This window comes from Olivibacter jilunii, assembly GCF_900607235.1.
Taxonomy (GTDB): Bacteria; Bacteroidota; Bacteroidia; order Sphingobacteriales; family Sphingobacteriaceae; genus Olivibacter; species Olivibacter oleidegradans.
This window is the reverse complement of record NZ_LR027849.1, coordinates 747,328-767,131: the sequence shown is the minus strand read 5'-3', so window position 1 is coordinate 767,131 and position 19,804 is coordinate 747,328. Positions and strand designations below refer to the sequence as shown.

Annotated in this window: 17 protein-coding genes; 7 read left to right on the top strand and 10 right to left on the bottom strand. The window is 38.5% G+C overall.

Features of this window, described 5'->3' with window-relative positions; all coding sequences use genetic code 11:
• Positions 1 to 7: 7 nt before the first annotated feature.
• Complete coding sequence (locus tag E0E36_RS09315; protein WP_130855734.1) at positions 8 to 829, bottom strand: arylamine N-acetyltransferase family protein; 822 nt, start codon at positions 827 to 829, stop codon at positions 8 to 10.
• Between the two features lie 138 nt (positions 830 to 967).
• Between E0E36_RS09315 and E0E36_RS09310 the strand changes: the two genes are divergently transcribed.
• A complete protein-coding gene (locus tag E0E36_RS09310; protein WP_013667310.1) occupies positions 968 to 1,597 on the top strand; it encodes a helix-turn-helix transcriptional regulator in 630 nt (209 codons plus the stop codon).
• Positions 1,598 to 1,679: 82 nt separating this feature from the next.
• Here the strand turns inward: E0E36_RS09310 and E0E36_RS09305 are convergent, their stop codons facing one another.
• The 3 genes from E0E36_RS09305 to E0E36_RS09295 form a co-directional block, all read right to left on the bottom strand.
• A complete protein-coding gene (locus E0E36_RS09305) occupies positions 1,680 to 2,258 on the bottom strand; it encodes a phosphatase PAP2 family protein (protein WP_130855733.1) in 579 nt (192 codons plus the stop codon).
• A gap of 292 nt (positions 2,259 to 2,550) precedes the next feature.
• On the bottom strand, positions 2,551 to 3,309 hold the full coding sequence (locus E0E36_RS09300) for a TIGR03915 family putative DNA repair protein (protein ID WP_130855732.1): 759 nt from the start codon (positions 3,307 to 3,309) through the stop codon (positions 2,551 to 2,553).
• A 2-nt stretch (positions 3,310 to 3,311) separates the two neighbouring features.
• Positions 3,312 to 4,562 (bottom strand): putative DNA modification/repair radical SAM protein, encoded by a 1,251-nt coding sequence (locus E0E36_RS09295; protein ID WP_130855731.1) that lies wholly within the window; start codon positions 4,560 to 4,562, stop codon positions 3,312 to 3,314.
• Between the two features lie 203 nt (positions 4,563 to 4,765).
• On the opposite strand from E0E36_RS09295, the gene E0E36_RS09290 reads away from it, so the two are divergent.
• Positions 4,766 to 5,182 carry an OsmC family protein gene (locus E0E36_RS09290; RefSeq protein ID WP_013667314.1) on the top strand — a complete coding sequence of 139 codons (417 nt, stop codon included), beginning with the start codon at positions 4,766 to 4,768 and terminating at the stop codon, positions 5,180 to 5,182.
• A gap of 57 nt (positions 5,183 to 5,239) precedes the next feature.
• On the opposite strand, the gene E0E36_RS09285 is transcribed toward E0E36_RS09290, so the two are convergent.
• Positions 5,240 to 7,465 (bottom strand): alpha-galactosidase, encoded by a 2,226-nt coding sequence (locus tag E0E36_RS09285; protein ID WP_207303742.1) that lies wholly within the window; start codon positions 7,463 to 7,465, stop codon positions 5,240 to 5,242.
• 467 nt (positions 7,466 to 7,932) lie between these two features.
• Between E0E36_RS09285 and E0E36_RS09280 the strand changes: the two genes are divergently transcribed.
• Both E0E36_RS09280 and E0E36_RS09275 read left to right on the top strand, forming a co-directional pair.
• The gene (locus tag E0E36_RS09280; protein WP_130855730.1) at positions 7,933 to 8,550 is read left to right on the top strand and encodes a dihydrofolate reductase family protein; all 618 of its coding nucleotides are present in this window, start codon (positions 7,933 to 7,935) and stop codon (positions 8,548 to 8,550) included.
• The gene (locus tag E0E36_RS09275) at positions 8,540 to 9,067 is read left to right on the top strand and encodes a hypothetical protein (protein WP_013667317.1); all 528 of its coding nucleotides are present in this window, start codon (positions 8,540 to 8,542) and stop codon (positions 9,065 to 9,067) included. Before E0E36_RS09280 ends, E0E36_RS09275 begins: the two co-directional genes overlap by 11 nt.
• A 122-nt stretch (positions 9,068 to 9,189) precedes the next feature.
• Here the strand turns inward: E0E36_RS09275 and E0E36_RS09270 are convergent, their stop codons facing one another.
• Complete coding sequence (locus E0E36_RS09270; protein ID WP_013667318.1) at positions 9,190 to 9,882, bottom strand: response regulator transcription factor; 693 nt, start codon at positions 9,880 to 9,882, stop codon at positions 9,190 to 9,192.
• A gap of 52 nt (positions 9,883 to 9,934) precedes the next feature.
• A complete protein-coding gene (locus tag E0E36_RS09265) occupies positions 9,935 to 11,413 on the bottom strand; it encodes a sensor histidine kinase (RefSeq protein ID WP_130855729.1) in 1,479 nt (492 codons plus the stop codon).
• Positions 11,414 to 11,639: 226 nt separating this feature from the next.
• Here E0E36_RS09265 and E0E36_RS09260 point away from each other — a divergent pair, with 226 nt between their 5' ends.
• Together E0E36_RS09260 and E0E36_RS09255 are read left to right on the top strand one after the other, a co-directional pair.
• Positions 11,640 to 12,524 carry a GLPGLI family protein gene (locus E0E36_RS09260; RefSeq protein WP_130855728.1) on the top strand — a complete coding sequence of 295 codons (885 nt, stop codon included), beginning with the start codon at positions 11,640 to 11,642 and terminating at the stop codon, positions 12,522 to 12,524.
• Positions 12,525 to 12,544: 20 nt separating this feature from the next.
• A complete protein-coding gene (locus E0E36_RS09255; RefSeq protein WP_130855727.1) occupies positions 12,545 to 15,214 on the top strand; it encodes a hypothetical protein in 2,670 nt (889 codons plus the stop codon).
• A 37-nt stretch (positions 15,215 to 15,251) separates the two neighbouring features.
• Here the strand turns inward: E0E36_RS09255 and E0E36_RS09250 are convergent, their stop codons facing one another.
• The 3 genes from E0E36_RS09250 to fabF form a co-directional block, all read right to left on the bottom strand.
• On the bottom strand, positions 15,252 to 16,973 hold the full coding sequence (locus E0E36_RS09250; protein ID WP_130855726.1) for a M14 family metallopeptidase: 1,722 nt from the start codon (positions 16,971 to 16,973) through the stop codon (positions 15,252 to 15,254).
• A gap of 42 nt (positions 16,974 to 17,015) precedes the next feature.
• The gene (locus E0E36_RS09245) at positions 17,016 to 17,912 is read right to left on the bottom strand and encodes a LysR family transcriptional regulator (RefSeq protein WP_130855725.1); all 897 of its coding nucleotides are present in this window, start codon (positions 17,910 to 17,912) and stop codon (positions 17,016 to 17,018) included.
• 68 nt (positions 17,913 to 17,980) lie between these two features.
• Positions 17,981 to 19,225: a beta-ketoacyl-ACP synthase II gene (fabF, locus tag E0E36_RS09240; protein WP_013667324.1), complete on the bottom strand. Its 1,245-nt coding sequence runs from the start codon at positions 19,223 to 19,225 to the stop codon at positions 17,981 to 17,983.
• Positions 19,226 to 19,340: 115 nt separating this feature from the next.
• Between fabF and E0E36_RS09235 the strand changes: the two genes are divergently transcribed.
• On the top strand, positions 19,341 to 19,754 hold the full coding sequence (locus tag E0E36_RS09235) for a winged helix-turn-helix transcriptional regulator (RefSeq protein WP_130855724.1): 414 nt from the start codon (positions 19,341 to 19,343) through the stop codon (positions 19,752 to 19,754).
• Positions 19,755 to 19,804: the final 50 nt, after the last annotated feature.

The following is a 19,804-nucleotide window of genomic DNA, read 5'->3' as shown; positions in this document are numbered from 1 at the left end:
CTCTTTTTTAACTTACTTGCTTTGTACTTATTATGGCAGACAGTACCTCTTCCAAATTATCCAACCCTCTAGTACGAATGTTAAAAGTGTGCTGCAGGGCTTCAATAACCTCACAAGCAGTACTAAAAAGAAACGACTCTTTTCTTCCGCTATCATATCGAATATTCAACACATTATCATGTAACGTATAACGGCCATCATCATCTACTTTCGCCACAATAAGCTGTTTTGTAAAGTGTGAATTGGGATGTGTTGAGACATACCAGTTGGCCACTTCATAGTCTATCGACTCCAAAACCTCTGTGTAAAACTGGTAGATCGACCGCCACTCATTCTCTTGCAATACCTGCAGGATATAAAATTTTTCCTTTTGTATAATGCGAAAGATTCCATGTTGCGTTTCCTGCACAATGTCAGGAGCAAAAAGTAAGGGAGCCGTTAAGGTCATAGCCCCAAACCCAACATCGGCTATATAAGCTTGGCCTTCGTAAACTATATGTAATAACATATGAGTTCTCGCCGTTATCTGGGTTGGATCTATATTCCAAATCACTCTTGCCCAAAATCCACTTACCTGAAAACCTAGTTGTATCAATACCTGCTTAAACAACGTATTATGTTCAAAGCAATACCCTCCTCTATGTGACAGTATTAATTTATCGAAAATATCCTCAATGCCTAGACTTATCGGTCTTCCGGTAAGCGGATTCAAATTTTCAAAGGGAATGTATTTTGGATGTAGTCGATGTATCTCCATCAACGTTTCCAGGTTGGTATCCGGTCGCTGCGTATAATGAATTCGCTCTAAATATGCTTTTAAATCAACCATATATAAATTTATTAAATGGTTATAGATAACAAGAACATCTAACGCCCTCCCCTCCTAATTATTATTCCTTCATTCTTATTTCTGATTACCGATCAAAGTTAGTATTTTTACGAATTAAACCAAGCGGATACTTTGTTTATGAATCATCATATAAACGATTACGACAGCGCTCTTTGGTTGCTGAAAAAAAAGGGTCCTCAAACGCTCATTGAGGTCGCTAATGAGCTTAAAATCACCACGGAGGGCGCGCGTTTCAAGCTACAAAAACTTGCCAACGATGAGTTGGTTACCTCCAGCACGCGAGTAAAAGGACGGGGAAGGCCACAACAGATTTGGTCGTTAACCCGTGCAGGACACGCGCGGTTTCCAGACTCGCACGCAGATCTTACCGTAAAGCTTATTGACTTAATTCGTCAAAGCTTAGGCGAACAAGCCATGGAAACCATCATTTCCGAAAACGAAAAGGCAGGCATAATAAAATACAATGAACACTTAAAGGGTGTTAATGAATTGGAAGAACGAGTCAATAAATTGGCCGAGATTCGGAATCAAGAAGGCTATATGGCCGAATGCCAAAAGCAGGGTGATGTTTATTTACTCATCGAAAATCATTGTCCGATTTGCGCAGCAGCACAGACTTGTCAGGGCTTTTGCCGTTCAGAGCTTAATACGTTCCAAAATGTTTTAGGAGAAAATGTATCCGTTGAACGGATAGATCATATTCTTGCCGGGGCAAGAAGGTGTGCTTATAAAATTTATCTTCAGTAATGCGGAATATTCGTCTAAATAGAGGTTGCTTTTGATAAAATAAAAACAATTGCTTCCCACTCTAATCGTAAACTCTGCTCGATCAGGGCCTTATAAACCCCATACCAAAGGCGGATCCAGCACCTAAAATAGCTCCTGCCGCAACATCTGATGGATTATGAACACCTAAATACATGCGAGAGTAACCTACAGTTCCTGCCCAAATGAACGATGGCGCAATTATATACCATTTAGGATAAGCGCGCGACAAGGCCGTGGCCGTACTGAATGAAGCGGACGTATGACCTGACGGGAAAGAATAACTAGACGGCTGATAAACAGCTTTAAACCCACTATGTGCGATGAAGGGACGTGGTCTTTTAAATATTTTCTTCAATCCAAAATTTAGCAAGGCGGTAATTGCTGTACTACTAGCTATATAAACTGCGTTCTGCCGCATCTCTTTGTTTCCATCAATTACACCGGCGACAAACAATCCGGCAGGTATGGCGGCGTTGACATAGTTGTTTGCATCAGAAATGATACGCATTGCCTTCGTTTCTTGCTCGCTCCTCTTGGCGGCTAAATTTTCCAAAATGCGTAGATCAATTTGATCAACTGTCGACTGCCCAAAAAGATTAGAAGTACAAAAAAACAAAAATACGATCGTATAAATTTTCATCTACCTTAATTCCAATTTCCAAACTTAGGCAAATTACATCCCGAAAGCAAAGAAGATTGATCACTGCCGTGATTGGATAAACCGTTAAGATTTAAAAATTGGAATAAAAAAAGTCTTCAACCGGGGAGATTGAAGACTTTAACTAACCAATTATAAACCTAAATTATGATGACACAAAGATAGTGTACTTAATACACTATATTGATAAATTAATTGTAATTTATTTGTCATTTCGACCAAGGACTTATTAAACACCGAATGGTGGAAGTTCAGTTCCAGTGACTTACTGCTTTTAAATGCTTTTTTCAGTCAAGTATTTCCAGTACCTCTTGGGCACATGTTGAACATGCAATCTCACGTTTTTTCTTTCCTTTATATTGGTGGATTTAAAATACTGTTGCCACAAATCGGCATACAGAATCTCGTCTTCTTCAAGCTGTACCATATCATCCAACAGGACTGTCTCATTTGTTAATTTTACTTCCGAAACAAGGTTTAAATCGTAATAGATGCCGTAGTCGCGTTTTGTATCATATATTAACCAACGTTGATCCGCATAACGGCGCATAAAATGCTCGTTAATAAGCGGAAGCACATTAAAGTCCGGTTCAATCACGGCAAAGTATAAACCATTTTTTTGCTTTTTAAAACGCGTAAAGGCTTTCATGCGATGTCGTTCTCTGTTCACCATCTTTGCAGTCTGATGTATTGTTAGCACGTCATTCCGTCCAAATGCTAAGTGCCCCTCTTCAACGGTCGAAAAATAAAAACAGACAGCCGAGCACAAGGTCGCCTCTATTTGGGGAAGCTCAGACAGAAACGCGCAGAACAAGTTTTCCTGAGCATATTTTGGTATCCGCAATTGTAAACCTTTCCAAACGCGCTGGGCTTTTGATTTATCGGTTGTCACTCTTTTCCACGGCACGAAAATATCTTGTTGTAACGGTTGTTCATTCCGGTAAATGGCGGTTACCGAGACCTTGAATTCGAACATCTCAAAAACCAAAGTTAACCAGCCTTCCCATGTTCCATCATAAATTATTACACACATTTCTAGAAGAGGCTTGTTTGATAAAAGTTGCTTCTTGAATATTTACTTTTCGAAGCATTCAAAATATATGATTTAATAAGCTGCTCAGGCTTATCACAGAAAATTTGCTTATATCCTCTACATATAATGAAATACTTAGCTCTATTGAGCGAAACACCTATTTTTTTCAATTGTTCTATATCAAGATGACCATGCTTTCGCGCATTGACTATTTTATGGGCCGAAGTCAGCCCGATACCCGGTACTCTTAGTATAAGATGGAGATCCGCATTATTGATATCAACAGGAAAAAATCCGGGATTTCTCAATGCCCAACTAAGTTTCGGGTCAATGTCTAAATCTAATACAGGATGTTGCTCATTCACCAGCTCGGATGATTTAAAGCCGTAAAACCTCATGAGCCAATCGGTTTGATAAAGCCTATTTTCCCGAAGGAAAGGTATTGCCGAACCAATCCCCGGTAAACGCATATCATCACTTATCGGAACATATCCGGAATAATATACGCGTTTAAGGTTAAATTTGTCATAGAGATTTTGTGCAACCTTTATAATTTGAGCATCCGTTTCGCCACTTGCGCCAATTATCATTTGGGTACTTTGACCTGCCGGTGTAAACGAAGGAGTATATTTGAATTTTTCTTTTTCTTCTTTTACCTCCATGATTTTCTGCTTGAGGTAATCCATCGGTCGGATCATATCTTGCCTATTCTTTTCCGGTGCTAACAACTTTAAACCTGATTCAATCGGAATTTCAATATTCACGCTTAACCTATCAGCGTATAGCCCCGCTTCGTACATCAGGTCATTACTAGCTCCCGGAATCGTCTTCAAATGAATATAGCCATTAAAATTGTGATCCATTCTCAGTTTTTTTGCAACAAGTATCAACCGCTCCATGGTATAATCTGCATTTTTAAAAATACCGCTACTGAGAAACAAGCCTTCAATGTAGTTGCGTCGATAAAAGTTGATGGTAAGATCTACGACTTCCTGAACTGTAAAAGCCACCCGTTTAATATCATTGCTTTTTCGCGTAACACAATAGGCGCAGTCATAAATACAAAAGTTCGTCAATAAGATTTTCAATAAAGAAACACAACGACCGTCTTCCGTATAGGTATGGCAGATACCGGCGCCCGTATTCCCAATGCCTTTGTTCTTATTTTGTCGATTGCTTCCACTCGAGGAACAACTTACATCATATTTGGCTGCATCAGCCAAAATTTCTAACTTCTCTATAATCCTGCTCAAAACAAACTAAATTTATTAGCAAATATACTAAATAAAATAGTATACAGAATTATTCGAGAATCAATTCTATTTACCTTCAAATAATCTTCCCCAACTTGATTACTACCGCGCCACCTACGATCACAATGCATTAAAAAAGCTTCCGGATATAGTTACTTTAACCTGTATTTTCACTAGCTTCGTAAAAGTTAATAAATAAGATTATGAAATTCACAAGAAAAGCAAATGCCAATTGGAAAGGCACAGGCATGGAAGGAAAGGGTACAATCAGTACACAAAGTAAGACATTGGATAACGCCCAACTCTCATTCAAAACCCGCTTTGAACAAGGCGTCGGCACTAACCCCGAGGAGTTGGTCGCAGCAGGGCACGCGGGCTGCTTTACCATGCAACTAAGTTTCCTGTTGAGCGAAAAAGATTATACACCGGGAAATCTAGATACCGAAGCCCAGATAACGTTTGAGGACGGCTCAATTACACATATCAAATTAATCTTAACCGGAGAGGTAGATAACATTTCCGAGCAAGAATTTAAGGAAATTGCGCAAAAAGCAAAAGAAATCTGTCCTATCTCTAAGTTATTGAATACTGACATAACATTAGAAGCGTCTTTAGTGTAAGTGCCCCCTCCAAGCAGCTATTTTCCAGCTGCTTGGGGAGCAAAGCAAACTTTTTAACTATGACACCGCGGTAAGCTTCAACACGACGCTCTTTCGCTTACTAGACAAATAGGGGTTAAAACCTACCTTCATCAAAAAGTCGCCCGTATAAGTTTCCCCGGGATTAATCAGAGATGATTCTCCGTTATAAAGATTTATCTCTTCCAACCGGTAGCTTTTAACCGGATCTAATCCTTTGAACTTTATGGGGGCCGGCGTACCTGTATTTTGACGATAATTTACCAAGTAATTAAATATTACCCCTGAATCCCTATTTTCATTGACATATAGAATAGAAGCATAATCCTTTTCTCGAGGGTTTGCCAATCGAAATTGATCGCCTTGCCAAATAATCGGTTTTAATTCATCGTAGGTTTTCAGCGCTTGCTGACAAAATGCCAAATCTTCTTTTGGTAGTTTACTGACCACAATATCAAATCCTAATTTACCCATCATAGCAACGTCAACCTTAAATTTAATGGGCTGGTCTCCCCAGTCAGTTACATGATTAGCACTGGCCAAAGCCGGATAAAAAAAAGAATATTCATACTGCATGAAAATACGTTCCAAAGGGTCTGTATTATCACTCGGCCAATATTCAGTGAAATAGCGAAGGGCCCCGTAATCAACCCGTCCTCCTCCCCCCGAGCAAAGCATCATCGGTATTCTTGGATACTTGGCCCTGATCCGTTCCAGAACCGCATATAACCCTTTCACATAGTCTACATAGAAATTTCCCTGGCTTTTGAGATAAGGGGAATAGGCGTTGTAAATAACAGCATTGCAATCCCATTTCACATAGGCGAGGCCCGGATTTTTTACAAACAAATCATCCAACGTCTTGAAAACAAAATCCTGTACTTTAGGGTTTGACAAATCCAACACCAACTGATTTCTAAAATAATATTCAGGACGTCCCTCTTGCTTTACCACCCAATCCGGATGTTTTTCATATAACTCGCTTTTAGGACTTACCATCTCAGGTTCCACCCAAATACCAAATTTAACCCCATTGGACGCAGCCTCCTTTACTAAAGAAACAAGGCCATTGGGTAATTTCTCCCTATTCTCTTCCCAATCGCCTAAAGCCGCTGTATCGCTGTTTCTTGGATATTTATTTCCGAACCAGCCATCATCTAAAAGAAACAAATCAACCCCTAACTTTTTTGTATCTTTTAGCAGAGAAGAAAGTTTGTCTTCATTAAAATCGAAATAAGTGGCTTCCCAATTGTTCAATAAGGTTAATCTACTGCCTCCGCCATCAAGCAATTGATACCTCCGTGCCCAATTATGAAGATTTCTACTCGCATTCCCTATGCCTTGATCAGAAATCGTATAGACAAACTTAGGCGTTATGAATTCTTCATTTTTTTGCAGTATATAAGTAGAGGCGTAATTGTTTATTCCGGCTAGTATACGTAGGTTGTCTTGCGGATCCTTCTCGAAATCAATTTTGAAATTACCGCTCCATGCTAAACCGCCTATAAGCACAGACCCCTCATCTTCTTTGGCAGGACCATTAAAAGACAGCAAAAAGGAAGAATGCTGAAAAAGGTTTGCTCGCGTTCCCAATTTGCTGTCAATCGTTTTTATTCCGTGCGTTAACTTCTCTTCCTCGGGCTGCATTTCCTTGATCCAATCGCCGTGATAATGCTTTAACCAAAAATTGTCCGCTTTTAAGTTTAAATTGGCGGACGAATACTTAACCAACTCCACAGCTCCCTTCTCATGATGACGAATGGTAGCCCATTGCTCGATAACATTTTCTTTTTGATAGATCCGATAATGTAAATCAACTTCAAAAGGATATAGAGCATCTTTTAGAAGCACCCGTAACTCACCGATGTTATGGTTTACAGTGATAAATTCATGGTTCAGATATTTTAAATCCAGCGATTGATTACCGTCTGCGTGTCGCACACTGATCGCAGGTTCCAGCAAGTTACGACTTCCCGACCCTGTATAGGCCGCGCGGTACATCCCGGTATAATCGTCAGCTTGTTTATATTGAGAAGCCAGTCGGCGGTAGTCAGAAGAATGTAGCAATTTAGGGCCCAAATAAACCATATTGAGATCGCCATTGATTTCCACTTGTAAAACAATGGCTTGTTCGCTACCCTCTAAAATAAGTTGCTCTTTTACTTGGTTGGTAAGCTCTTTTTGCTGCGCTCCTGCAATAAGATAACAGCACATGGCAATTAAGACGAAACAGCAGTGTTTCATAAATACGATTGTTCTTTGCATTTATTATCGGTTAATTTACAAATCTGTACTAGTCTATACTATTAAACAAAAGTAGCAATTAACATGCAACAAGACAAGCTATTTGTATGCAAACAATAAGACTAAATCTTTTTTCACTTTTTCTAGTACCTTCTTTATTTTTAACTATCTTTATCGCCAGCATAATAGTTTTAGAATAAAGCACATAGCAACTAATCAACCCAAATAGAAAAGCCAGGCATATAGTCTGGCCTTTTCATTTTATTTGATATAGAGCTATTCTTATAAGCGTCGCATCACACCCCATTATTGTCGCTTCTACACATATTACCTGTTGATTTTTTGAATTAAGTTTGTACTTAACAATGACAATATTTGGCCATTGAAAACAAATTATTCCAGTGAATCCGGCACGAGCCGTAGCTTTAGAAAGAACACCTGCCAGCGGTAGGCAGCAAGCGTTCTTGTTATTAAGAAAGTTTATTCTAATGAAAAAAATTATCGTATGTAATTGGCTATCCCTAGACGGTTTTTTTTCCGGTCACAATGGCGAAACCGACTGGTTTTATTGGAATGATGAAATCGAGCATCACCAACTTACTATACTACAAGGGGTAAAATTAATGTTATTTGGCAGAACTACTTATGATATAATGGCAAATTACTGGCCAACAAACGCAGCTGCTCATGAGAATAAACAAATAACCAAATTGATGAACAACATACATAAAATCGTTTTTACAAGCAGCTTAAAAGCGATCAGTTGGAAAAACAGCATTGTTAAAAGTGAACTTAAGCAAGAGGATATACACCGCCTAAAACAAGAGACTCATGGAGACATCCTCATCTTGGGAAGTGGAAGTATTGCTTCGCAACTGTTGAATTTGGATTTAGTGGATGAATTGCACCTTTTCATCAATCCGATTATACTGGGTAGTGGGCAAACCATGTTTCAACACGTACACGGACGAATAACATGGGAACAAGCGAAAAGCGAGTCTTTCAGTAATGGGGTAACATTAAATGTTTATGAAAAGCAGCCTGCAATTTCAAATGAACATCATCAACTCCTTTCGAAAATTAATTTATCATATTATGGAAACTAAGATCAAAAGTAATTTCTTAAAAATTGTCATCCCTGCCTACAGAATGCGTAGTCAACTATTTAATAACGTGCTGGCCAACATAAATGAAACAGATGCTAAACATAGGGTAAACGGTCGCACCAATCACATATTGTGGATGGCTGGCAATTTAGTAAACTGCCGCTATTGGCTCGGAGAAGCATTGGGACTTCCATACAAAGACCCGCATGCAGATTTATTTTCAGATGCCAAAGCTTTAGATGAAAACCTAAATTATCCTAACCTGACGGCACTTATAGGTGAGTGGCATAAGATTTCACCAAAGCTTTTTGACAGACTTTGCAACATAATTGACGATGAGCTTCTTCAGCCCTATGCTATTGGAATGGAAACACCCTTTATCGAAGAAAACTATTTAAATGCAATCGGAATGTGTCTTGACAGAGAAGAATATTTGTTCGGGCAGTTAGGCCTTATGCGGCGAGTTCTAGGTTACGAGGCTATGAAATATGATCTAGATCCCTCCATCAAGTACTAAAGGTCGTTTTTCACTTTTAAGCCCTGCGGAGCCATTTACGCGATATATCGCCAGTTACTTGAGAGACAGGTCCCACATATACACCGAAGTAAAAAGATTAAGAATGAGATAATGAACTCGACTTATTCATTGATGATTAATTTGTAACCAATACCCCGTATATTAACAATCTCAATACGGCTGTCCTCTCTCAGGTGTTTTCTAAGCTTTGTAATAAAGACGTCCATACTTCTGGCGTTAAAGAAATTATCTTCTCCCCATACAACTTCAAGCGCCAATTTACGATTGAGCACCTCGTTTTTATTTTCGGCAAGTAACTTCAGAAGTACCGACTCTCTGAACGAGAGTTTGATCGTTCCGTTTGGCTTGTTCAGTTCCTGATTTTTGCTGTTGAACAAAAAATCGCCTATCTCAAAGATCTCTTTTATCTCATTTTTGTTTTTTATTGATGGACGGGATAAAAGCGCATTTATTCGAACAATTAACTCTTCCATACTAAATGGTTTCTTTAAGTAATCATTGCAACCCAGTTCGAAACCCTTTACCACATCGTTGGTTAGAGATTTTGCTGTGAGAAATATAATCGGAACCTGCTGATCTATCCTTCTAACGTCTTCTATAAGACTAAAACCATCTTTCACGGGCATCATAATATCAAATATGCAAACAGTCGGTTGCCAAGCTCTGAACGTGGCATAGGCCTTTACTCCATCTTGGACTAAAATCACGTTAAACCCGCTAAGTTCTAAGCTCTCCTTAACGATCTTACCAAGAAAAGGCTCGTCTTCTGCTATCAATATTTTCACAGCTTCCATATAAAGTAAAATTTTATGTAATCAAGTTAATATAAATAAAAACAACACAATATCATTTAAAAGGTAAACAAATAGTAAATACACTTCCCTCTCCTAATCTACTGCTTACGCTGATCTCTCCGTGATGCATCCTGACAATACTTGCAACGTAACTCAGTCCCATACCGAAGCCTTTTACATCATGAAGGTCGCCTGTTGGAACCCGGAAAAAATTGTCAAACACACGATCCTGATAAGCGGTAGGAATTCCAATACCATTATCTTCTATCGAAATCTTCACAAACGCTTGCTCATAACGCAGGTCAATCTTAATCACAGGTAAACGTCTTGAATATTTTAGGCTATTTTCTATTAGATTATAAAAGACATTCGCTATATGGTCTTGATCCAGCTCCAACATCGGCAGTAATTCTTGCCCTTCGTTAACGTGTATTACTGCATTTTTTCTTGATAATTGCGGCTGCATAGTTGAGATAACCTTATTAATTAGTAAAAGAACATTGGTTGTTTGAAAGTATAGACTAACTTCGTTCTTTTCAAAAGCAGCCATTCTTAACACCTTATCAACCATACTCGATATACGATTGAGTTCAAGTTGACAGATAGTTAGGTATTCTGACAATCGTTGCGAATTACTATTTACTTCCCTATTTTTAAGCGCTTCGACAGCCAAGGATATAGTTGCTATGGGCGTTTTGAATTCATGGGTCATATTATTAAAAAAGTCATTTTTTATATCCGACATTTTTTTTTGCTGAAAAATAGTACGCAACATATACAAAAATGCCCAGGCCGTTGCTCCTATAATAGCGATTGAAATAAGTAATATCCATTGCATTTTTTTTACGATAAAGAGCAGATTATTGTCTAAAGAAAAATCGACAAAGTAAGGCTGTAATATGCCGAATTTTAAACGCGTTATTTTACGTGAGAACTGCTCAAAGCGTATACTATCCGTATAATAAGGTTGACCTCTACCACTTATATTGGACAATTTTAATGCATAAGACGTATATATATTATGCGTGTGTAGTAAAGAATCAATTTCTAAAGCTAAAGGGCCGGATAGCTTTTGTAGCTCAGATTTGTCATGGAAAACATCGGTTATGTTAACAATTTTCGTTTGTTGAACTTTTGAGCGGCCTTTTATATCCGTTTTGCCTGCGTTTATCTGCGTGATCACCGACAATTTAAAAGGCCCTTTTGTTGAATCATCGGGTTCAAGTAACGGAAGCTCCGGTTGTCGCCCCGTCACATCGCTAAATGTTTGAAAAAAGGCATTCATTTTCTCGCCCTTACCTATAATAAGACGCTTACCGCTCCGCAAGCTATCCAATGGAATACCCAACGTCTTCATATCACGCTGGATATGTTTTTGCTGAAGCGTTTGCAATAGCTTTAATATATCCTTATCAAATTGTTCAGCACTCAGTTGATAAGAATTGTATAGCCAGTAGCCTTGTAACAGAAAAACACCGGCCAAGGCAAATGACACAATGATTACTGTAAAACGAATTCGTTGCAATAACATACTACAAATCTACATTTAATTGAATGCAAGCCTTAAACCGTTAACAGAACTTAGCAGAAATTAACAGTAATTAACATTCACCCTTATGTTTAACAGTGTTTAACAGTAATAAAAATCAATAAATCGACTAACCTATATACTTTCGATGATACAATAATGCTTTAATCTAACAAAACGTGTTGATCCATTGATAAAAGCATCCATTAACTATTAAAATATAAGCGAAATGAAAACATTTTTTTTTCTGAAAAGAAGCCTCGCGTTTTTTGGCACTATCGGTCTCGCATTTTCTGCATTTGCTCAAGAAAAAGATCAAGCACTCGCCAGTGTTGTCTATGACTTTATTCATGTGACAGATACAAACAAGAGAGAAAACCCCAAAAAAGAAAGTATGATCCTCTATTTAGGTAAATTCATGAGCGCCTATAAAAGTAAAACACTCGCTTTAAAGCTAGAAGAAATTAGAAAGGAGGTGGGGGAAGAAAACGACAATGGAAATAAAAGAAAACTTTTCTCCTTTAATTCGCCCAATGTATCCAACGATGAGCTTTTTCTAAATCCTCAAAAGCAGAAACTAATTAGGGTAGATAAAATTGGTCCCACGGCGTACCAAATCCCTGAAGACTATCCGATTATCAATTGGAAGATAACCAATCAAACAAAAATTATTGGTGGATATAATTGCCAGCAGGCCTTTGGAGAATTTGGCGGTAGACTCTATACCGTTTGGTTTACCCCCGAAATACCATTTCCTTATGGTCCATGGAAACTTCATGGCCTACCGGGACTAATCCTGCAAGCATCCGATGCTAAAAACGATGTTCAGTTTAATTATGGGGGATTTAAGAAAGAGCTAGACAGCAAAGTTTCTATAGCACTTCCCGATAATGCTCCGCAAACAACACTAAAGGATTTTATGAAAGCGAAAGCCGCTTTTGAGAAGAATTTAATGTTCAATCAAAAAGCCATCGCACCGGGGAATGCTAATACGAGAATTGTCCTTAAGGATCAATCCGGGCGCCAATTATCTGAGAACGAGTTCAAAGAAATGATGGAGTCTCGGGCGAACGAAAAAAACCCGATAAATAATCCATTAGAGCTTAATAAATAACAAGCCTCATCCATAAGTAAATGAGATTCATCGTACCGTTTCTTTCTTTCTTCTCTATATTGGTAGTTCATTGCCAAGAATTGAAAATTAGTGGTCAATTAAAAACAATTGACGGTAAAGGTATTCCATACGCCAACATCACATTAAAAAGTGCGCAGCAAACAATTATTGCCTATACCACCAGTAACATTGAAGGCTATTTCAGCTTCACATTAAACGATACTACTACTACTGCACATTGGTTAGAAGTAAACCACTTAGGATATAAAAAGTTCAGGACATCCGTAATAAATGGTAAAATGGAGTACCTGATCATGCTCGAAGAACAACCGATTGATTTAGCGGAAGTGGAAGTTAAGAGCCCTCCCATACGTTCAAAGAACGACACCTTAAGTTATGACGTTGAATCTTTTGCTAAATCAGAGGATCGTACCATAGGCGATGTGTTAAAACGTATGCCTGGAATAGAGGTTGAAGAAAGCGGACAAATAAAATATAATGGTAAGAATATATCAAACTTTTATATCGATGGAGATGACTTATTAAACGACCGTTATAATATCGGAACAAGAGCGATTCCACAAGACATGGTAAAAAATGTTGAAGTATTACAAAACCATCAACCCATTGAAGTGCTACGAGATAAAAGCTATAGTGATGATGTGGCAATTAACTTAAAAATAAAAGAAGACGCCAAGCTTAAGCTGACAGGACAGATAAAAATGGGTGGCGGAATTCCGAATTTATACGAAGCTGAACTAAATAGCCTATTGTTCAATGATAAACACAAAATGCTTAATGTTGCTAAAGCGAACGATATTGGCGTCGATTTATCAAGGGAGCTAACTGCCTTTAACGCCGAAAACCAATTACAGTCTATGAATAATCAACGACCATCCGAAATACTTTCTTCAGGTACCGTATCGGAACCAAATCTTCCGAAGGAACGTTACAATTTCAATCACTCAGCCTTAGTTAGTGCAAATAATCTAACGAATTTGAAAAACAGTTTTCAGTTAAAATCGACGATAAATCTGTTATATAACCGCAACGATATGAACTACAACAGCTTGACAAATATGTATGTAAACAACGATACGATTCGTTATAGCGAGGTACAAAACATAGAAAACAAACCTTTAATGGCAGATTTCTCAGTGAGTCTTAAAAACAACAATAAAAAGTATTATTTCAACAACATGCTTCAGGTCAACTTTAGCAACGAAAAAAGCGTGTCTGATCTTCAAAGCAACTCATTTGATTTTAGTCAGCAACTAAAAACAGGGCAGTATGACTTTTCAAATAAAATATCCTACCTCCATTCCTTAAAGAACCAACATATCCTGAGCTTTAATTGGTATCTTAATTACTTTAATAAGCCACAGACGCTAACAATAAACCCAGGCATCAATGACGGAGCACTTAATGATAGCATTCCCTTTCAAGCCGTCAATCAGATTACTAATTTACCAACTTGGTTTAGTAATTTGTCATTGAGCTATCGGATCCCAAAAGGTCGTATTAAACAGCATTATCTAGTTGGCCTCGTAAGTGAATGGCAACACCTGACTTCTAATTTAGAATTAAGACAGGCAAACGGAGACTGGACTCCTTATGGAAATAGTTTAGATAATGATTTATATTGGAAGCGACATAGAATAAACATAAATCCATCTTTTGAATACGAAAAAGGTCCTTGGGAAAGCCTCCTTTCGTTTCCACTTTCGATACAAAGTATAAATTATGAAGATGTCGGATTTAAATTTAGAGAAAATTTCAGCAAATGGCTTTTCAACCCTGCATGGAACTTAAGCTATAACCTAAATAGTGAAGATTATCTTGCTGTTAACTACAGTTACAACAACCAAATAGGTAATATAAGCGATCTCTATCGCGGGGCTATTCTTACGAATTACCGAAGCCTTCAATCTAACAATGCAAGCCTCCAGGAAAGAAATCTCCACAATATCGGTCTACGCTACAATTATCAGCGTAACCTTCAAATGTTTTTTATGAATGCATCTATTAATTACAGTAAGGTTCGTTCCAATACAATTCTTTCTCATATAGTAAGCAATAATCTCTTTCAAACCGTTCTTTTACCTTTTAGCAATAAAAGCCATGATTTAAGCATCGCGGCTGGCATTAGCAAATATTTATTCGATATCGACGTCAATATTGGTGCTAATGCCTCTTGGAATAACACCCGTTATAATCAGTTTTTAAACAACCAATTACTTCCTTTTAATAACCTAACCTTCAGTTTTAGCCCTTATTTTGAAACTCGCTTATTGAATTTCCTATTTTTAAAATACGCCGGAAGGGGAAATTGGACCACCAGTAAAATGATCGGTGCAACCGCAGGAATTGATTTTCCCGACAGACAAATTCAATTTTTTGATCAATCTCTTGACCTGACATTCCGACCATTTGAAAATGCTTTTTTTAAGCTGAGTGGCCGACAACTTTTAACCACGCAAAAAAATGCGGAAAATGTAAAGTATCTTTTTACAGACCTCAACTTCCGTTATAAAATAGACAAATGGAAGACTGATATAGAGTTGGATGCAAGTAACCTTACAGACATTAGGTCTTACGAACTATACACGCTTTCTTCCAATCAGTTTGGATACAGTCAATACGATTTAAGAGGCCGCATGTTACTCCTTAGACTTAGTTTTCGTATTTAAAACACGTCGAAACGCAAATGCTGATCGCTAAACGTGTTTAGTCCGTCAAACGTCCAATAGGATAAAGCAAGTGTGTCTTCTCGTAATAAGAAGAATGTTTATAAATCCAATCGAGCTGTGCTTGGCCATTTTTCATAAGCGATGAATCAGCCTGTTTAGCTTTTTCAAAGGCATGTGCCAATGCTCGGTTTTCTTTTAATAACCTCTCAGCTTCTTCTTCAAAAATGTAAGAGGCAAAGTATTCTTTCTGTCCTAAAATTGCGTCAAAAAAATTCCAACAGAAATATGAGTCCACCGCTTGAGGCTCAAGTGTCTCTATAATATACCTGTTTTTCTCTTGATCCGTTTTTACTATCACGTCTCCTGCATAAAACGGAACCTCCATTTTTTTCGTTACAAGCTCTACCTCCCTATGCAAATAATGACCTTCGAATGGTTTTTCTAGACTTTTGAATCGCTTAATATAGTACATGTCAAGCAATAGGGTTGTGTCTCGCTCGAGCGTTTCCAGCTTCACTCCATTTAACGCTAAAAGTTTAACAACTTTTTCATAAGCTTGGGGAATGATATAAGCCGATGGCTTTTTCACAGTTAATTTTGGCTTGTATCGATTATAAAGTTTTATCTTTCGGGTAAAAGGTTTGTTTCTATCGTAATATAATCGATCCTGTCCACTTACCTCACTTGGCTTGTGCATAGCCTCATACCCATAAAAGTCAATTTGCCTATAATTAAGCGTATCCAGTTCCCATGCCAGCGGAAAAATCTGCTGATCCTTTACAGATTGCTTCGCTTTTTTTCTAACTGCCAGCAATTGGCTTCCTTGCTCATGGGTAATGTCTATTAAATGTTTCATCAGCGCATAAGTTGCATTTACTCGCTGCGCAAAAGGTTTCCACATATGAGTTTCGGGCATATAAGCTATGGTATTATGCAATGCAGCATATCCAGTGGAATATCTGGGATTTTCCAAAAAAGACACGATACCGGATTCCGGCGTCTCTCCGCGCGAATCTACATAAGGCACCAGTCGGTACCCCTCTCCTTCCATTCGATTATATAGCTCCTGCGTATAATTTTTCAACATATAATCAGCTAAAATAGTGTTCAATTTGTCCGGTTGCGTATCGATAAGCGTCATCACATACTGATAATCAGCACCGTTACTTGCGTGGTTATCGATAAAAACATCGGGGTCCCAGCGATTAAATATTTCCTGGAAAGTCTGAGAATTACGACTGTCTGTCTTAATAAAATCACGATTGAGATCTAAATTCTGTCTGTTCCCCCTAAACCCATATTGTTCCGGGCCGTTTTGATTAACTCTCGATACCCCGCGATTTAACATACCATCAATATTGTATACAGGGATGAAGCAAAGCACAACATTGTCCGGAACAGCATCTTTTATTAACAAATCCCGAATTAGCATCATGGATGCGTCAATACCCTCGGGTTCTCCGGGATGGATTCCGTTGTTGAACAATATGATGCTTTTATTTTTCTTTCTTAGGCTAAGGGGATCGAAATCACCATCCTTGGACAAAACCATCAGCTGAAGTGCCTTACCAACATCAGTTGTACCAAAAGAAAAGAGTTTAGCCTGCACATAACTACTATCCAAATGGCGATAAAATGCCAGTACTTCTTCGTAAGTAGCAGTACGATTATGTTTATCATCTAACTCAAAAGCAATCTTTTGAGCTTGAACAAAAAAGGAGAAAAAAATGAGCGGGAGAAAGACAAATGATTTTAGCATTTTCTGTTTGTTATTTTCTTTAGGGTGTCCCCTAATTCTTAATCATATACCCTCTTCTACAAAGATCTTTTTTACTAAGTTGATTTCCCTTTCATACATAGTTTTTTTCCTGGTACCGAAATACAGCGTGTTTTCCATAACCGGGTCACCGGTCCATATAAGATGAAGCTTTTTGGACTCTATTTCGTTCTTGCACAAAAAATCCGGAATGATTGAAAAACCAACCCCCTCGCTTAAGCATCGGACAATAGAGCATATATTAGGGACGATATAGTTCGGTTTAAAATCCGGATGGTGCCTGAAGTTCAGATACCAGAATCTTTTTAGGTTCTCCATATCAGCGGCGGTACTATACCATACTTGTTCCTTAAGCCATTTCTCTGCAGCCATCAAATCGCCCTTTACAATGAGCTCTTCCACAATTTTCGCATCTGTTTCCGCACCGGCTACCAAGACGATCCGTTCTTTAGAAAATGGGCTAAATTCCAGGTTTTTTTCCAGACCTTTCTGAGGCGTAATAATCAGATCTAATAAACCTTTATCTAAATCGTGAATCATCTGCGGATACTCCCCAAATTTAATAATTACATTAAATGGCAGGGATGATATATGTCTTTCCAGCGTAAATTGAAAAGTTTCAAAGCACATACCAATACTCACGGTTGCGCGATCGATTTTAGAACTTCGGTGAAAAAGCTGTTCAGAAGTTTCTAATTTCGTTAAGGGTTCAAGAATGAAGTTATATAATACCTTGCCTCGTTCGGTGGGGACCATCCGCTTTGCAGAGCGATCAAACAGCTTATAACCGGTATAAGTCTCCAGCGAATTTAAATGTAAGCTCACCCCTGGTTGTGATATAAATAACATCTGCGCAGCACCGGTAAGTGTTCCGGTTTCATAAATAGCCTTAAAAGTGCGAAACCATTCCAAATTTAGCATATCTATTATATTAGTAATGCAAAGTTAACACATTGCACATACTATTAATACACTACATTTTTTAATCGCTAACTTAATTTCTTAAAAACAGCGATGCCGTTATGGCCCCCGAAACCAAAAGTGTTACTCATTGCTACTTTAACATCATGTTTTAGTGCATTTAATTTTACAAGTTGAAGACCTTCAGGTATTGCTTCGTCCGGATTGGTTAAATTAATTGTGGGAGGTATAATCGAATCACGAATTGATAGAACACAGGCAATGGCTTCAATGGCACCCGCAGCACCTAATAAATGACCGGTCATGGACTTTGTTGCGCTCACATGCAAACGATCAAAACTGCTCTCGAATAGTTTATGGATTGCCTTTAGTTCACTCATATCGCCAACAGGGGTAGAAGTCGCGTGCGCATTCAGATAATCTACTTCTTGAGCTTCAATATTGGCATCCTTTAGGGCTAGCTTCATTGCCATATAAGCTCCTTCGCCTTCAGGATGGGTGGCGGTCATGTGATAAGCGTCTGCCGTCATCGCTGCACCAACTATCTCGGCATAAATTTTAGCTCCTCGTGCACGCGCGTGCTCATATTCTTCTAATACCAAAGCCCCCGCTCCTTCACCCATCAAGAATCCATCGCGACCTTGGTCAAAAGGCCGGCAAGCTAACGTGGGTTCTCCATTTAGCGTAGTCATTGCCTTCATTGCACAAAACCCACCTATTGACGCTTCCGTAATAGGCGCTTCTGAACCTCCGGTAATCATCACTTTTGCCTTCCCCCATCTTATATAATTAAAAGCATCCATAATAGCCGTATTGGATGTTGCGCATGCCGACACCGTCGTATAATTGATCCCTTTCAGCCCATGTCTTATAGAAATCAATCCCGAAGCCATGTTAGCGATTAGCTTCGGAACAAAAAACGGACTAAACCGCGGTGTAAAGTTTTCAGACACATATTCCTTTACCTGCTCCTCAAAAGTAAGCATCCCCCCTTGCCCAGACCCCCATATGACACCTATATCGTAGGGATCCATGTCCGCGAAGTTTAATTGTGCATCACTAATCGCCTGATCAGCGGCTATAAGTGCATATTGTGTAAAGGGGTCTGTACGCTTGATCTCACCCCTATCAAGCCATCGGGAAGGATCATAATCTTTAAGCTCGCAAGCAATTTGTGTTCGAAATTTATTGGCGTTAAATTTTGTGATTCTCGTGGCACCCGAAACACCTTTTATCAAGTTCTGCCAAAAAGTCTCAACATTTTCGCCAATTGGCGTTAAGGCTCCAAGCCCGGTTATAACGATTCGATTCATGATTTTAAATTTAGGTGAAGCAACGGCCTCACAACAACTACTTGCATTTAACAAGCACTTGCAAATATAAAGCAAACCGCCTTATATTTGCAAGTGTATAAATTTCCTTGTAAATATGAGATCTGATTGCCCTTTAAACTACGCTCTTGAGCTATTTGGTGACAAGTGGTCTTTATTGATTATCCGGGACATAGTATTCTTTGATAAGCGATACTATCAGGAATTTTTACTTTCTGAGGAAAAGATATCAACCAACATTTTAGCAAACAGATTGCTCATGCTCGAAAAAAACGGGTTCATAAAAAAGAAAAAGGCACCCGATCATAAACAGAAAATAGTATATAGCTTAACCGAAAAAGCGATCGATTTGGTTCCTTTGATCATTGAAATTGGTTTATGGTCGGATAAGCACGGCCACCACATTCCGGCCTATAAAAAGGAGCTTATCTTAAAAGATGTAAAAATCAATAAACTGAATGCCCTCCAACAGCTTAAGGACAAGTTGTACCGCAAGCATATTTCTAGCTAATAGGTATTTCTACAAGGCATGCCTTCGCGACACCTAATCTTTTAACATTT

Bases quoted from the DNA above. Each gene is read 5' to 3' on its own strand.
- E0E36_RS09310 (WP_013667310.1), top strand. From the start codon at position 968: ATGAATCATCATATAAACGATTACGACAGCGCTCTTTGGTTGCTGAAA.
- E0E36_RS09270 (WP_013667318.1), bottom strand. From the start codon at position 9,882: ATGGAAGCTGTGAAAATATTGATAGCAGAAGACGAGCCTTTTCTTGGT.
- E0E36_RS09305 (WP_130855733.1), bottom strand. From the start codon at position 2,258: ATGAAAATTTATACGATCGTATTTTTGTTTTTTTGTACTTCTAATCTT.
- E0E36_RS09285 (WP_207303742.1), bottom strand. From the start codon at position 7,465: ATGCAAAGAACAATCGTATTTATGAAACACTGCTGTTTCGTCTTAATT.
- fabF (WP_013667324.1), bottom strand. From the start codon at position 19,225: ATGAATCGAATCGTTATAACCGGGCTTGGAGCCTTAACGCCAATTGGC.
- E0E36_RS09250 (WP_130855726.1), bottom strand. From the start codon at position 16,973: ATGCTAAAATCATTTGTCTTTCTCCCGCTCATTTTTTTCTCCTTTTTT.
- E0E36_RS09235 (WP_130855724.1), top strand. From the start codon at position 19,341: ATGAGATCTGATTGCCCTTTAAACTACGCTCTTGAGCTATTTGGTGAC.
- E0E36_RS09265 (WP_130855729.1), bottom strand. From the start codon at position 11,413: ATGTTATTGCAACGAATTCGTTTTACAGTAATCATTGTGTCATTTGCC.
- E0E36_RS09290 (WP_013667314.1), top strand. From the start codon at position 4,766: ATGAAATTCACAAGAAAAGCAAATGCCAATTGGAAAGGCACAGGCATG.
- E0E36_RS09260 (WP_130855728.1), top strand. From the start codon at position 11,640: ATGAAAACATTTTTTTTTCTGAAAAGAAGCCTCGCGTTTTTTGGCACT.
- E0E36_RS09315 (WP_130855734.1), bottom strand. From the start codon at position 829: ATGGTTGATTTAAAAGCATATTTAGAGCGAATTCATTATACGCAGCGA.
- E0E36_RS09245 (WP_130855725.1), bottom strand. From the start codon at position 17,912: ATGCTAAATTTGGAATGGTTTCGCACTTTTAAGGCTATTTATGAAACC.
- E0E36_RS09255 (WP_130855727.1), top strand. From the start codon at position 12,545: ATGAGATTCATCGTACCGTTTCTTTCTTTCTTCTCTATATTGGTAGTT.
- E0E36_RS09275 (WP_013667317.1), top strand. From the start codon at position 8,540: ATGGAAACTAAGATCAAAAGTAATTTCTTAAAAATTGTCATCCCTGCC.
- E0E36_RS09300 (WP_130855732.1), bottom strand. From the start codon at position 3,309: ATGTGTGTAATAATTTATGATGGAACATGGGAAGGCTGGTTAACTTTG.
- E0E36_RS09280 (WP_130855730.1), top strand. From the start codon at position 7,933: ATGAAAAAAATTATCGTATGTAATTGGCTATCCCTAGACGGTTTTTTT.